The following is a 12,813-nucleotide window of genomic DNA, read 5'->3' as shown; positions in this document are numbered from 1 at the left end:
AGAGCGTGCGAACCCGACGGAGGAAACCGCCCGCTCAATCGTCGACGGCGGCTTCGTCCTCGACGCCCGACCCGGAGACGGTGGCCGTCGGGTCGTCGGTGAGGTCGGCACCGCGCCAGGTCCCGCGGCGGTACCAGACGTAGGCGATGACCGCGCCGAGGACGTTCGAGACGATGAAGGAGGCAAAGAGGCCAGTCGTCCCGAAGTCGAACTCGATGACCGCGAACCACGCCACCGGCAGGCGGACGATGCCCAGCGTGAAGATGGCGATGGCGGCGGCGATGATGGTCTTGCCGGCCCCGCGGAACCCGCCGCTGTAGGCGCGCATCACGCCGGTAAAGCCGAACGTCGGCGCGACGATGCGCAGGAAGTCCGCGCCGATGGGGATGACGTCGGGGTTGTCGGTGAACACCCGCATGATGGCCGGCGCGGTCAGCCAGACCACGACGGCAGCGCCGGAGAGGACGACGAACATCACCTTCGCCGCGAAGTCGCTCGTCCGCGCCGCCCGGTCCTCGTTGCCGGCACCGATGTTCTGTCCCGCGAGCGTCTCGACACCCCGGCCGACCGCGATTGCGGGCAGGAAGATGACCGAGAACACGCGGATGCCGACGCCGAAGGCCGCCGCCACGGTGTCCGGGAAGGTGGCGACGACGACCAGCAGGAGGTTGATGGAGAGTGCGCGGCCGGTCCCCTCGATGGAGGCGGGCGCGCCGATGCTGAACAGCCGCCGGAGGTAGCCGAAGTCGGGCCACATGTCCCGCAGCCGAATCTTCACGCCGCGGCTCCCGTCGAACATGATGTAGAGGCCGACGAGCATCGCCAATCCGCGGGAGAACACGGTTGCGATTGCCGCGCCCTGGACGCCCATCCGGGGGAACACCCACCAGCCGAAGATGAGGAACGGGTCCAGCGCGATGTTCAGGACGACCGTCCCGAGCATCACGAGCATCGGCGTGATGGTGTCGCCGTACCCGCGCATCAGCGAGATGAACACGAAGAAGCCGAACATCATGAAAAGGCCCAGCGAGACGACTTCCATGTACCCCGTCGCCAGCGGGAGCACGTCCTGGCTCACGCCGAGCAGGCGCAGGGCGTCCTCGACGAAGAAGAAGCCGACGCTCCCGAGCACGAGCGAGAGGACGACTGCAAACGTCATCGTCTGCGAGGCGGCGTAGGTGGCCTTCTCCTCCTCGTCGGCTCCGATGTGCTGGGCGACGAGGACGCTGCCCGCGACTGTCAGTCCCATCCCCAGCGAGATGAGCAGGAACACCATCGGGAAGGCGAAGGTAATCGCGGCCAGCGCGTCCTTGCTGAACTGGCCCAGCCAGAACGTGTCGGCCAGGTTGTAGGCCGTCTGGAGGAGGTTCGTCACGACGATGGGCAACGACAGGTAAAACAGCGGCCAGCCGATGGAGCCGCTGGTCAGGTCGATCTCCTCCTGTCCCTTGAAGAGGTCGCCCAGCCGCCGCGGGTCCAGCCGCGCGAGCGCGTCGCGCAGCCTCATTCCGCCGACGCCTCCGGGCGGTAGACGTGTTCCTGGAGGTGGCGCTCGATGTGGTCGCGCACGGGCTGGCGGCTCTCGCCGACGGACACCTGGCGCAACTGCGCGCCCGCGAACATCGTCACGACGAAATGCGCCGTCTCGTCGGGGTCGACATCGGGCCGGACGCTGCCGTCGTCGATGCCGTCGGCCAGCACCTCTGCCAGCAGGTCACGGAATTGTTCGTCGGACTCGCGGAGGCGCTTCCGGAAGTCCGACTCGTGGGGGGCCTGGGCCTTGAGTTCCAGCAGGGCGGTCTGCATGTCCTCGATGTCGCCGGTCTCCGGCGGCGAGAGCGCCGCGTCGATGACCGCCGAGAGGCGGGCGGCGGCGTCGCCGTCGGTCGTGGCCGCGGCGTCGCGGACCCGGCCCAGGAACCGGTCGGCGACGTGGTCGAGGAAGGCCACCAGCAGGTCGTGCTTGCTGTCGTAGTGGTAGTGCAAGGCGGCTTTGCTCTTGGTCGTCTCGTCTGCGATGTCCTGCATCGTCAGGTCGGCGTACCCGTGGGTACACAGGGCTCGCCAGGTCGCGTCGAGTATCTCGTCGTCAGCAGCCATGGAGGGAACTGCCCTAGCTGACTGACTGGTCAGTCAAAAACCTTCGGAACTCCGGCGTCCCTGCGGGTAGTCGACGCCTACCACGACGCTGCCACGGTTCAGTCGAGCAGACGCTCACACAGCGCCGTCAGGTCGTCGTGGAACGCACCGGCGGTGTCGTACCGGGCGAACTTCTCGGTGGCCGTCGCCCGCTGGAGTATCTCGTCGAACGCGTCCGGGAGCCGGCGGTCCCGTGGCGCGACCGGCGGCACGTCGTCGGACAGCACGGCCTCGCGTACCTCCCCGGGGCTGCCGTCGAAGGGCGGCCGGCCGGTCACGAGCGTGTAGACGACCGTCCCGAGCTGGTAGATGTCGGTCGTCCGGTCGACGATGCCGCGGGACTGCTCGAAGTACTCGGGGGCGGCGTAGCGGGGGTCCAGCACCGTCGCCGGGTCGCCGTGGCGTCGGTACACGTCCGCCAGCCCCACGTCGGCGAACGCGGGTGCGGGCCGGTCGCCGTCGGCAGCGAGCGGGTAGCCCACGCTCTCCGGGTCGATGCCTGCGTGGACGACGCCGCGGTCGTGCAGCGCCGCCAGCGCACCCGTGAGCCGGCAGGCGTGGTGCAGCGCCAGCCCCAGCGAGAGGTCGCGCTCGCGGACCGTCGGGCCGACGCTCGCCGTCGCGACCCACGGGCCGCCCCCGCTCCCGTAGGCCAGCATCGGGACGACGCCGTCGACGTCGCCGACCTCCGCCCAGCGGTCCAGTTGCGCAGCGAGTGCGTCCTCGAACGCCTCGCCGCTCTCGTCGGTTGCCCGCTCTGGCTGTGCGTGGACCCGGACGTCAATTCTGCGCGTCTCGCCGTCGACGACGGCCCGAACCCGGCGTCGCGTGCCGAAGCGCCGCTCCACCGCCGGCCCCACGTGGACCAGCCGGTCGAACGGCGCCGCGCGCTCGACCACCGACAGCACCGGACAGCGCTCTGCCTCGGCCGTGTGCGAGGCTGTCTGTGCGCCGTCGGCCGATAGCGGCGGACCTTCCCGTGGCTCGTCGTTCTCACCGGGCTGTCCGGGCTTTTCGCTCGCCGCACTCGCCCGCTTCTCGGCGGCCAGCGTCCGGAGCCACCTGAGAGCGTCGACGGACGCGGGCTCCGTGTCGGCCGTCGCGCTCTCGACGCGTCGGTACCAGGGCTCCTCGGCCGGGCCGTCGGCGGCGTCGAGCGTCGCGAGCAGGGTGTCGACCAGCGTCTCGGACGGCTCGTCGTCGGTCGTCCCCTCCGAACCGTCCGCGCTCATGGCCCCTCGTTGCCGCGCCGCCGTCAAGAAGGTGCGTCAGACGCCCGTCAGTCGAGGACGGCCTCGCAGATGCGACAGAGGTCCTGGTGGAAGGCGTGGGCCGTCTCGTACCGGGTGAGCTTCTGCTTTGCCGTGGCCTTGGCGAGGACCTCGTCGACGGCGTCGGGCAGTGCGGGCGTGCAGTCGGTGGCCGCCGGCGGGCGGTCGTTCAGGACTCCCTCGCGTATCTCGCCGTAGCTCCCGTCGAAGGGGTGCCGGCCGGCACAGAGCCGGTAGACGACCATACCGAGCTGGTAGATGTCGGTCGCGTGGTCGAGCCGGCCGTACTGGCTGTCGAAGTACTCGGGAGCGGCGTAGCGGGGGTCGAGGTAGTCGGCCGGGTCGAACGTCTGACGGTAGACGCCGATGAGGCCGGCGTTGTCGAGCATCGGCCGGCGCTCTTCGAGGGTGTCCGCCGCGTACGCGACGTTCCGGGGGTCGACGGCGCCGTGGACCACGTCCTGCTGGTGCAACTGGACGAGCGCGCCGGTCAGCGCCCGCGCGTGTTTCAGCGCCGCCGCGGGAGCGAGTCGGCCGCGACGGGCCAGCGTCTCCTCGACGTACTCCGTCGCGATCCACGGCCGGGGCGTCGTCCCCCAGTCGACGACGGTGACGATGCCGGGCGCCTCGACCAACCGCGCCCACGCGCGCAACTGATCCGCCAGCCCGTCGAAGCGTCCCTCGCCGGGCGTGTGCAACAGCCGGACCGCGACGCCGCGTTCGGTGTCGCCTGCGCGAGCCCGCGCGCGGAGTACGTTCGCGTACCGCCGCTCGGTCTCGGGGGCGACGACGGTCAGGTCGTCGAACCCGCTCTCCCGGGCGATGGCCTGGAACGTCTCCGACGCCGCGGCCTGTTCGATGCGGTCCCGTTTGGTCTGCACCGACCCGCCGGCGTCCCCCGGCCCGGTCGCGTTCACGTTCACGTCGCTCCCGTCCGACTCGTCACTGGCGTCGTCGTCCGCGGGGTCGCCCTCGCGGATTTCCACTTCGGTCGGACCGTCGCCGGGGTCGGCTGTCCGGTCGACGGTGTCGGGGTCGTCGGGGCGGACGACCTGCCGGAAGGCGGTGAGGTACTCGGCGTGGCTGCCACCGTCGGCGGACAGCGGCCGTGGCGGGTCCCACGGCTCCGCGTCCCGAATCCGGCCGTAGAGGTCCCGCGCCCGGTCGTGGCTGGTCGCCGCCAGCAGCGCCTGCCGGACGGCCTCGTCGTCGACGCGCCGAATCGCAGCGAGGGTGCGACAGACGTCCCGGCGGGAGTCGTCTGCTGCCAGGCGGGCGACGAGGTCCTCCGCGAGCGACGCCGCCGCCGTGTCGTGGGCGCTCGCCAGCACGAACAGGCCGTAGCCGGCCGTGTGCGTCGTCTGCGGGTCGTCGGCGTCGAGGCCGGCGAGCATGGAGGGCGCGAGGAGGGCTACGGCTGGCTCCGTCCCGTCGTCGGCCGCCGCGGCGGACTGGCTCTGTCCGGGTCGGTACTCCCCCTCGGTCGCCATACAGTGCTCTCGCGACTACAGCATCAAGAACGTATGTCAGACGGGTGGCAGACGCGCGCTGTCTGCGCAGTCGGCTACTCGAGTTCCAGCGTGAACTGCTCGTGTTCCTTCGCGGCGTTGAGGACGACGCTCGTGTTGGACTCCTTGATTTCGGGGTCGTTCAGCAGCGTCTTGATTTCGTCGTTCATGTCGTCGGTGTCGGTGAACTTCCCGACGGCGATGATGTCGTGGTCGCCGGTGACCTCGTAGACGGTGACCATCTGACGGTGCTCGCGCAGGTCCTCCGTGACGTCCTGCAGGGCGCTACCCTCGACTTTCAGCTGGAGGATGGCCGTCACGTCGTAGCCGAGCTTGTCGTAGTTGACCTTCGGTGTGTATCCTTCGATGATACCCTCCTCCTCGAGGTCCGAGAGGTGGTTCGAGACGGTCGTGACCGACACGTCCAGTTCCTCGGCCAGGCTGCGGAGGCTCGCGCGGCCGTCTCCCAGAAGTGCATTCACCAACTTTCGGTCCAGATTTTCGTACGTCATCAATTACACCAACGAACTCCACATATTATAATTTTACGAATATCCAATTCTGGGGGTAGAGTGCAAGATTTGCGCAAAATAGGAGGGTTTTTGTGATAGCGGCACGCCCTCTGACACGTCGAAAGATGACAAGCGAAAACCTATCTTCGGAAGCAGAGGGGGTCCTCGACGAGATCGAGGAGAAAGACGTAGACTTCCTCAGGTTGCAGTTTACGGACATTCTGGGCACAGTCAAGAACGTCTCTATCCCGGCCGAGCAGGCGGAGAAAGCGTTCACGGAGGGCATCTACTTCGACGGCTCCTCCATCGACGGATTCGTCCGCATCCAGGAGTCGGACATGCGTCTCGAACCGGACCCGACGACGTTCGCCGTGCTCCCGTGGCGCAACAGCGAGAAAGTCACCAGCGCTCGCCTCATCTGTGACGTCCACGACACGACCACAGACAAGCCGTTCACCGGCGACCCGCGGCTCGTCCTGCAGGACGCTATCGACCGCGCGAACGACCTCGGCTACCAGGTCAACGCCGCGCCGGAACCCGAGTTCTTCCTGTTCGAAGAAGACGAGAACGGCAACGCGACGACGACGACCCACGACTCCGGCGGGTACTTCGACCTCGCGCCGAAGGACCTCGCACAGGACGTCCGCGGTGACATCATCTACGGCCTCGAGGAGATGGGCTTCGAGGTCGAGGCCAGCCACCACGAGGTCGCTGAGGGTCAGCACGAGATCAACTTCACGTACGACGACGCGCTCTCGACGGCCGACAACGTCGGGACGTTCCGGTCGGTCGTCCGGGCCATCGCGGCCGAACACGACCTGCACGCGACGTTCATGCCCAAGCCGATTCCGCGCATCAACGGGTCGGGCATGCACACGCACCTGTCGCTGTTCCAGGACGGCGAGAACGCCTTCCACGACGACGACGGCGAGTTCAACCTCTCCGAGACCGCCCGGAAGTTCATCGCGGGCATCCTCGAACACGCGCCCGCCATCACGGCGGTCTGCAACCCGACGGTCAACAGCTACAAGCGACTCGTTCCCGGCTACGAGGCCCCGGTCTACATCGCGTGGTCCGACGTCAACCGCTCCGCGCTCATCCGCAAGCCGGCCGCGCGGACGCCCGCCGCGAGCCGCATCGAGCTACGCTCGCCGGACCCCTCGTGTAACCCCTACCTCGCCTTCGCCGTGATGATTCACGCCGGCCTCGACGGCATCGAGAACGACCTCGACTGCCCCGACCCGGTCCGCGAGAACATCTACGACTTCGACGAGGAGAAACGCGAGGAGTACGGCATCGACACCCTGCCCGAGAACCTGGGCGAGGCCGTCGACGAACTCGAGAAGGACGAGGTCATCCTGGACGCCCTCGGCCCGCACGTCGGCGAGAAGTTCGTCGAGGCGAAAAACCAGGAGTTCCAGGAGTACCTGGTCGACGTCTCCCAGTGGGAGATCGACCGCTACCTGGAGAAGTACTGAGGCGACCTTCGCGAACTTTTTTGCCGGACGACGGGGTTACCGCAGATTGCGTAGTGTATCGAGCAGACGGCCCGGGACGTCGGCGACGTTCAGCGTTACGCCGACCATGAGCATCAGGACGTACAGTCCGAGCGTCGACAGCCACACGACGATCATCGCGAGGATGGCCCAGACGCCGTCCAGGAAGTAGAACGCGCCCAGGGTCATTGCCGTCCCGTACAGCAGGACGAGGTACGGCCCCCAGCCGCGTGCCTTCCCGCGTCTGAGTCGCCTGCGGACGTACTGCTTGAGGTCCGACTCCAGTTCGTCCCTGTGGACCGTTCGCTCCTCTATCTCCTCCTCGAACCGGTCGAGCTCCTCGCGCAACTCCGCGAGGTCCCCGTAGTCGACCGGTTCCGGCTCGATTGTTGTCACCCCGTCGCCGTCCTCCGGCGACGACTCCGAATCACTCATCGGTCGTCTCCTATCTCGAAGCGGTTCCTGTTGTAGTTGCCGGTCTCGCCGGCCCGCGAGCACGGCGTTCAGTGCCGCTCCCAGGAGCAGGAGCAGTCCGCCCAGGTAGAACCACGTCAGTGCGAGCAACACACCGCCGATGAGCCCGTACAGCTGAAACGTCGGCGCCTGCTCGGCGTAGACGCTGAAGCCGGTGCTCAACAGGACCCACCCGCCGGCGGCGAACACCGCACCGGGCAGCGCCTCGCCGACGGTCATCTCGCAGTCCGGGAAGACGTAGTACACGGGCAGGAAGACGGCGACGAGCGTGGCGAGGAGCACCAGTACCGAGACGATACCCGCCAGTGGCCTGAACGCGGCCTCTGCACGGGGGCCGACGACGACCGTCGCGGCGAGTGCCAGCGCGATGGTCACGAGCACGAGCAGCGCGTCCTGGACCTGGGAGCGCAGTGACGGCGGTGCGTCGATTTCGTAGACCCGGGCGAACGCGATGTCGAGGCTGCGGAACACCCGCAGCGAACTCCACAGGAGCACCCCCAGACCGACGACCGTCGCCTCGCTGCGGCCGGCGCTGCTCGTGAGTGCGTCCTCGAGCAGCGACGCGGCCTGGTCTGTCAGCAGGCCACTCGCCAGCGCGACGACCTCCGTCGCGAACGTCTGTCCGGCCACCGCCGAGGTGACTGCCAGCGCCACCAGCGTCAGCGGGAACACCGATACGAAGGCGTAGTAGGCGATCGCCGCCGCGAGGAAGCTCAACTGCTGGTCGCGTACGACGCCCACCAGCGACCGGGCCAGGTCGGCGGGCCGTGCGTTCTGTGTCACGTCCACGAGTGCGACCGACGCGACCAAATAGCTCCGGGCCGCCGCTGGCCTCCCTCGAAACCACTTAGGCGGGCGAGAGCGAGCACCGGGTATGGACTGGAAGACCGAGACGTTCCGGCTGACCGTCGTCCTGGTGGCCGCGAGCGTCGCGCTCGTCGGTGCGGGCGTCGCCGGCGTCGGTGGCTCGCTGCTGCTCGCCGTCCTCTTTGCGGGACTCGCCGGCGTGCTCTTCGCCGCGCGGGACGCGCTCGCGACAGCACCCGTGGTCGTCGGTCACGACGTCGGTCACTACGGGGCGGTGCTGTGGGTCGGCCCGCTCGTCGCCGCCCTCGTCGTGCTGGTCGCGCCCGACGCGACGCCGGCCGAACTCCAGGCCCTCGGTGGGCTGGTCGGCCTGGCGGGCATGGTGAACTACTTCCTCCGGCCGGTCTACCGGCTCGTCTACTCGCTGCTCGGGCGCGTCGGGGTGGCCGCCTAGTCGCCCGTCGCCGCCCGCATCTCCGTGACCGACGCGGTCGTTTTGAACGTCGTCCCGCCGTAGTGCGTCCGCGACGCCTCGTAGCCCGCGGCCCGCAGGTCCGCGAGGAACTCGTCCATCGCGGAGGCACCCCGCCCCCACCGCTTGCACAGGCGGTGCTGGTCGTAGTGGGTCGGCTCCGGGAGTTCCGCCTCGAGCGTCTCCAGCAGGTCCACGGCCCGGTCCGCGGTTCCCATCTCGTCGGTCACAGACTCGCGGACCGTCGCGACGAACGCGGGGTCGTGTGTCGGCCCGAGCCAGACCGGCCCCGCGGTCTGGATGTGGTGGCCACACTCCGGGCACGCCTCCGGCGGATGGGCGATGAGCCCGTCCTCTGTCTCCCGGCGCAGGCAGTGCTCGCAGTGGTGGATGTACCCCAGTTCGTCGATGGCGGCGTTGGCAACCTTCGCGCCGCGGTCGAGTTCCAGGTAGGTCCGGACGTAGTGCTTCGTGGCGTGGGTGAGAATCGGCGTGGCCGCCACGTCGTAGCGGGCGGCGGTCCGGGCAAGCGCCGACAGGAGGATGCGGACGCCCATTTCGGCGTGGTACTCCGTGTTCCGCGGGACCGCGCTGTAGCTGCGGACGCCGCTCTCGAAGTGCGCGCCACACAGCGGCGCGGTGTCAGTCGCCGTGACACAGAGGAGGTTGCGCGTCCCCTGGCAGGCGGCGTCGACGAAGGGGATGGGGGTCCCGAAGGGGTCGACGTCCACCACGTCGAAGTAGTCCTCGTGGAGCAGCGGGTTCGCGTCGCGGTGGACGACGCACCCGTCGAGGTCGTTGCGTGCGAGGTTGTCCTCACAGAGGGCGATGGCCTCGGGGTCGATGTCCGCGCAGGTCACGTCCCACCCCTCCGCGGCGGCGCGAACGCCGCGGATGCCGCTGGCGGCCGTCGCATCCAGGTACGTCCCCGCGCGCGGTTCGCGGTCGCGGTAGGCCCGCAACGCGGCGACGGTCACGTCGCGGTTGAGTTCCTGGACCGGGTTGAAGAAGACGTCGTCGCCGACGCTATCGCCGTCCTGTTCGGGGACCTCGACCGCGACGTTGCCCTCGTCGACGCGCATACCCGCTCTCCGACGGCGACGGCGAAAAGCGACACGCTCTGGGGTCGTCACTCGGCCCGGATGGCGTACAGCCGGCACCGTCGGTGGCCGCCCCACCGGTTCGACTGCGGAGCGTCGTGCCGGACTCCCGCGTCCCGCTCCGCAGCGACTCGTCAGGTCACGCGCAGGGCTGGTCGCCTGCTCCGATATAAAGCTCCGCCGTCGCTCGCGAATCGGTGGGTCCGCTCCCGGCACCGACGGGATTTTGTCGCGCCCTCGCCAAGTTCGGGGCGTGACAGCGGTCGACGAGTGGTACGGCGACCTCGAAGCAGCGGGGGAACTCACCCCGGCCGTAGTCGACCGTCTCATCGCGACCCACGGCGACCGCGGCCAGCAGGCCATCGAGGCCGTCGCCGAGGGTCGGGTCAAGTCCTACCGCGATTTCACCGTCGTCGTCGGCTACGAGGACGAGTACATCGTCGAGGACGACGGCTGTACCTGCAAGGACTCGGAGTACAACCTCGACGCCGCCGACCCCGACCAGCTGTGCTGGCACGCCATCGCCGTCCGCATCGCCGAGGCCATCGGCGAGACTGACGACCACGACATGTGGTACTCTGACGTCCGCGATTTCCTCTAGTTACGGCACCGCGGCAGCCCTGTTCGTCCCTGGCACGCGCCCGTGGCCCTGGCATCACCGTCCAGTCTGTCGGTGTGGCGCGTCTTTGAGTTACCCAAACCGACAATATGGCTGGGATAGACGGTCGAGACATGCTCTACGCTGGCAGCGACGACGGCGTCTATCGCATCGCTGGCGTCCCCGAACCGGGGGAGACGACTGCCGAGAAGGTACTCGACGCCGAGCAGGTGTACCGGGTTGCCGTCTTCGACGGCATCGACGGCTTCTTCGCCACGTCCGAGTCAGGCCTGTACCACTCGCCTGACGGTGACGACTGGCAGCGCCTTCCTGTTCCCGAGGAACAGGTATACGCGGTAACGGCCAGTCCCGGTGGTGAGCGCGTCTACGCCGGCACCCGCCCGTCCGGTCTGTTCATCGCCGACTGGTCGGCCGGCGTCCCGACCGACCCCGACGACTGGACGGCAGTCGAGGGGTTCCGGCAACTCCGAGCGAACGCCGACTGGGGCATCCCGCGCCACGACGGCGTGGCGCAGGTGCGCAGCCTCCGGACCCACCCCGACGCCCCCGACCGCATCGTCGCCGGCGTCGAGGTCGGCGGCGTCCACGTCAGCGACGACGGCGGGGAGACGTGGGACGACAGACGCATCGAGGGGTTCGACGCGCCCCACACCGACGACATCCACCACGTCGCGCTGGGCGACAGCGAGACGTTCGTCGCCTCGACCGGCAGCGGCCTCTACCGGTCGACCGACGCTGGCCGGACGTGGACGCGCCTGGACACCGGCTACGACCAGCGGTACGTCCGCGAGGCGGTTGTTCACGACGGCGTCGTCTACGCCGGCGTGGCCCCGTCGTCGTCCTCCTCGTGGGCCGAGGACGACGACCACGTGCTGGTCACGTCCCGCGACGGCGAGTCCGCCGACCCCGTCGACTGGCCGACGCCGGAGGCCGTCGCCATCGGCTGGTGTGTCGTCGACGGCGACCCGGTCGCGGCGAACCACCAGGGGACGCTGCTGCGCCGCGGGGCCGAGGGCTGGACCCGGGTCGGGACCGTCCCGACGGCGGGTAGCGTCCGCGGGCGTTACCTGCCGCTGCTGTGGGACGGGTCCTGAGCGCCGCCAACCACGACGCTTTTGCCCGTCACCGGAGTACGGGGCCGATATGAAGGTGCTCACGCTGGGCCCGGCCGGAACCTACTCACACCGGGCGGCCAGCGCCGTCGCCGACGACGAGGACATCGAGTTCACCGAGTCGGTCACGGCCATCGTCGAGTCGATTGCGGAGGGGGCGTACGACCGCGGTGTCGTCCCGGTCGAGAACAGCATCGAGGGGTCGGTCACGGAGTCGATGGACGCCTTCGCGGAGCACGACGTCGCCGTCGTCAAAGAGATAATCACGCCCATCCGCCACGCGCTGCTGGCCCAGGGCGAGGACTTCGACACCGTCGCCAGCCACGCCCAGGCGCTCGCGCAGTGCCGGGGATACCTCGAAGAGCACTACCCGGACGCCGAACTCGAAGCCGTCGCCTCCACCGCCCGCGGCGTCCAGCGCGCCCGGGAGGACCCGGCCGTGGCCGGCATCGGCCACCCCGCGAACGCCGACAACGGCCAGTCGCTGGAGGTCCTCGCCGAGGACATCCAGGACCGCTCCTCGAACGCCACGCGCTTTCTGGTGGTCGCACCGGTCTCGGAGCGGTCGGAAGCGGGCAGCAAGACCTCCTTCATCGTCTACCCCAGCGAGGACCGCCCGGGACTCCTGCTGGAGATGCTCGAACCCTTCGCCGACCGCGACATCAACCTCACCCGCGTCGAGTCCCGCCCCAGCGGCGAGCGCCTCGGTGACTACGTCTTCCACATCGACATCGCCGCCGGCCTCTACGAGGAGCGCACACAAGAGGCGCTTTCGGACGTCGAGGACATCACCGCAGACGGCTGGGTCCGGCGCCTCGGCTCCTACGACAGCGAGACGGTCCTCTACTAGAACTTAAACCGCTCGCTGGCGTATTGTCTGGTATGAGCGGACGCGACGACCCCTTCCAGGACATCGAGCGACTGTTCGACCAGTTCACCCAGTTCGGCGCGGCCGGCGGGAGCGACACGCCGGTCGACGTCGTCGACGAGGGCGACGCGTTCGTGGCTGTCGTCGACCTGCCGGGCTTTTCCGCCGACGACATCGAGGTCACACTCGACGACGAACGTACCCTCGTGGTTGGCGCCGAGCGCGACACCGACGAGGAATTCGCCGACGGCACCTACGTCAGGCGCGAGCGCAGCCACGAGCACCGCAGCCGCACCGTCACGCTGCCCGGTCCCGTCGACCCCGAGGCCACGACAGCCAGCTACGAGGACGGCGTGCTGACGGTCCGGCTGGGCAAGGAGGCCGCCGAGGGTGAGGGCACCGACATCCCGGTCAACTGAGACGCAAGTGCTTAGG

At 68.9% G+C, this 12,813-nt stretch carries 13 protein-coding genes; 6 read left to right on the top strand and 7 right to left on the bottom strand.

From position 1 onward, the window contains the following. Positions 1-34: 34 nt before the first annotated feature. The 5 genes from WDJ57_RS10440 to lrp all read right to left on the bottom strand — a co-directional run bounded on the left by WDJ57_RS10440 (position 35) and on the right by lrp (position 5,430). Entirely contained in the window at positions 35-1,507 is a 1,473-nt protein-coding gene (locus WDJ57_RS10440) for an MATE family efflux transporter (protein ID WP_338906150.1), read from the bottom strand. Then, complete coding sequence (locus WDJ57_RS10435) at positions 1,504-2,100, bottom strand: TetR/AcrR family transcriptional regulator (RefSeq protein WP_338906148.1); 597 nt, start codon at positions 2,098-2,100, stop codon at positions 1,504-1,506. Before WDJ57_RS10435 ends, WDJ57_RS10440 begins: the two co-directional genes overlap by 4 nt. A 98-nt stretch (positions 2,101-2,198) precedes the next feature. Continuing rightward, a complete protein-coding gene (locus WDJ57_RS10430; RefSeq protein ID WP_338906146.1) occupies positions 2,199-3,371 on the bottom strand; it encodes a protein kinase domain-containing protein in 1,173 nt (390 codons plus the stop codon). Positions 3,372-3,418: 47 nt separating this feature from the next. After that, positions 3,419-4,900 carry a protein kinase domain-containing protein gene (locus WDJ57_RS10425; protein ID WP_338906144.1) on the bottom strand — a complete coding sequence of 494 codons (1,482 nt, stop codon included), beginning with the start codon at positions 4,898-4,900 and terminating at the stop codon, positions 3,419-3,421. Positions 4,901-4,974: 74 nt separating this feature from the next. Further along, entirely contained in the window at positions 4,975-5,430 is a 456-nt protein-coding gene (lrp, locus tag WDJ57_RS10420; protein ID WP_338906142.1) for an HTH-type transcriptional regulator Lrp, read from the bottom strand. Between the two features lie 125 nt (positions 5,431-5,555). Here lrp and glnA point away from each other — a divergent pair, with 125 nt between their 5' ends. After that, on the top strand, positions 5,556-6,908 hold the full coding sequence (glnA, locus tag WDJ57_RS10415) for a type I glutamate--ammonia ligase (protein WP_338906140.1): 1,353 nt from the start codon (positions 5,556-5,558) through the stop codon (positions 6,906-6,908). A 36-nt stretch (positions 6,909-6,944) separates the two neighbouring features. Here the strand turns inward: glnA and WDJ57_RS10410 are convergent, their stop codons facing one another. After that, positions 6,945-8,183: a YihY/virulence factor BrkB family protein gene (locus WDJ57_RS10410; protein ID WP_338906138.1), complete on the bottom strand. Its 1,239-nt coding sequence runs from the start codon at positions 8,181-8,183 to the stop codon at positions 6,945-6,947. Between the two features lie 91 nt (positions 8,184-8,274). Here WDJ57_RS10410 and WDJ57_RS10405 point away from each other — a divergent pair, with 91 nt between their 5' ends. After that, on the top strand, positions 8,275-8,661 hold the full coding sequence (locus WDJ57_RS10405) for a hypothetical protein (RefSeq protein WP_338906136.1): 387 nt from the start codon (positions 8,275-8,277) through the stop codon (positions 8,659-8,661). On the opposite strand, the gene WDJ57_RS10400 is transcribed toward WDJ57_RS10405, so the two are convergent. Then, positions 8,658-9,761, bottom strand: a complete 1,104-nt coding sequence (locus WDJ57_RS10400) for a tRNA (guanine(26)-N(2))-dimethyltransferase (RefSeq protein ID WP_338906134.1) — start codon at positions 9,759-9,761, stop codon at positions 8,658-8,660. The genes WDJ57_RS10405 and WDJ57_RS10400 overlap by 4 nt on opposite strands. A gap of 271 nt (positions 9,762-10,032) precedes the next feature. Between WDJ57_RS10400 and WDJ57_RS10395 the strand changes: the two genes are divergently transcribed. From WDJ57_RS10395 to WDJ57_RS10380, 4 genes are all read left to right on the top strand, one after another. Next, positions 10,033-10,380: a hypothetical protein gene (locus WDJ57_RS10395; protein WP_338906132.1), complete on the top strand. Its 348-nt coding sequence runs from the start codon at positions 10,033-10,035 to the stop codon at positions 10,378-10,380. Positions 10,381-10,511: 131 nt separating this feature from the next. Further along, positions 10,512-11,492: a WD40/YVTN/BNR-like repeat-containing protein gene (locus WDJ57_RS10390; protein ID WP_338906130.1), complete on the top strand. Its 981-nt coding sequence runs from the start codon at positions 10,512-10,514 to the stop codon at positions 11,490-11,492. A gap of 49 nt (positions 11,493-11,541) precedes the next feature. After that, positions 11,542-12,360 carry a prephenate dehydratase gene (pheA, locus tag WDJ57_RS10385; protein WP_338906128.1) on the top strand — a complete coding sequence of 273 codons (819 nt, stop codon included), beginning with the start codon at positions 11,542-11,544 and terminating at the stop codon, positions 12,358-12,360. 32 nt (positions 12,361-12,392) lie between these two features. Further along, on the top strand, positions 12,393-12,797 hold the full coding sequence (locus WDJ57_RS10380) for an Hsp20/alpha crystallin family protein (protein WP_338906126.1): 405 nt from the start codon (positions 12,393-12,395) through the stop codon (positions 12,795-12,797). The last annotated feature ends 16 nt before the right edge of the window (positions 12,798-12,813 follow it).

The organism is Salinibaculum sp. SYNS191 (genome assembly GCF_037338445.1).
Lineage (GTDB): Archaea > Halobacteriota > Halobacteria > Halobacteriales > Haloarculaceae > Salinibaculum > Salinibaculum marinum.
Note: the sequence above shows the minus strand (reverse complement) of the source record. Positions and strands in the feature narration are given on the sequence as shown.

Excerpts from the sequence above, each read along its gene's own strand:
- pheA (WP_338906128.1), top strand. The coding sequence starts at position 11,542 with ATGAAGGTGCTCACGCTGGGCCCGGCCGGAACCTACTCACACCGGGCG.
- WDJ57_RS10430 (WP_338906146.1), bottom strand. The coding sequence starts at position 3,371 with ATGAGCGCGGACGGTTCGGAGGGGACGACCGACGACGAGCCGTCCGAG.
- WDJ57_RS10380 (WP_338906126.1), top strand. The coding sequence starts at position 12,393 with ATGAGCGGACGCGACGACCCCTTCCAGGACATCGAGCGACTGTTCGAC.
- WDJ57_RS10390 (WP_338906130.1), top strand. The coding sequence starts at position 10,512 with ATGCTCTACGCTGGCAGCGACGACGGCGTCTATCGCATCGCTGGCGTC.
- lrp (WP_338906142.1), bottom strand. The coding sequence starts at position 5,430 with ATGACGTACGAAAATCTGGACCGAAAGTTGGTGAATGCACTTCTGGGA.
- WDJ57_RS10400 (WP_338906134.1), bottom strand. The coding sequence starts at position 9,761 with ATGCGCGTCGACGAGGGCAACGTCGCGGTCGAGGTCCCCGAACAGGAC.
- WDJ57_RS10435 (WP_338906148.1), bottom strand. The coding sequence starts at position 2,100 with ATGGCTGCTGACGACGAGATACTCGACGCGACCTGGCGAGCCCTGTGT.
- WDJ57_RS10425 (WP_338906144.1), bottom strand. The coding sequence starts at position 4,900 with ATGGCGACCGAGGGGGAGTACCGACCCGGACAGAGCCAGTCCGCCGCG.
- WDJ57_RS10405 (WP_338906136.1), top strand. The coding sequence starts at position 8,275 with ATGGACTGGAAGACCGAGACGTTCCGGCTGACCGTCGTCCTGGTGGCC.
- WDJ57_RS10440 (WP_338906150.1), bottom strand. The coding sequence starts at position 1,507 with ATGAGGCTGCGCGACGCGCTCGCGCGGCTGGACCCGCGGCGGCTGGGC.
- glnA (WP_338906140.1), top strand. The coding sequence starts at position 5,556 with ATGACAAGCGAAAACCTATCTTCGGAAGCAGAGGGGGTCCTCGACGAG.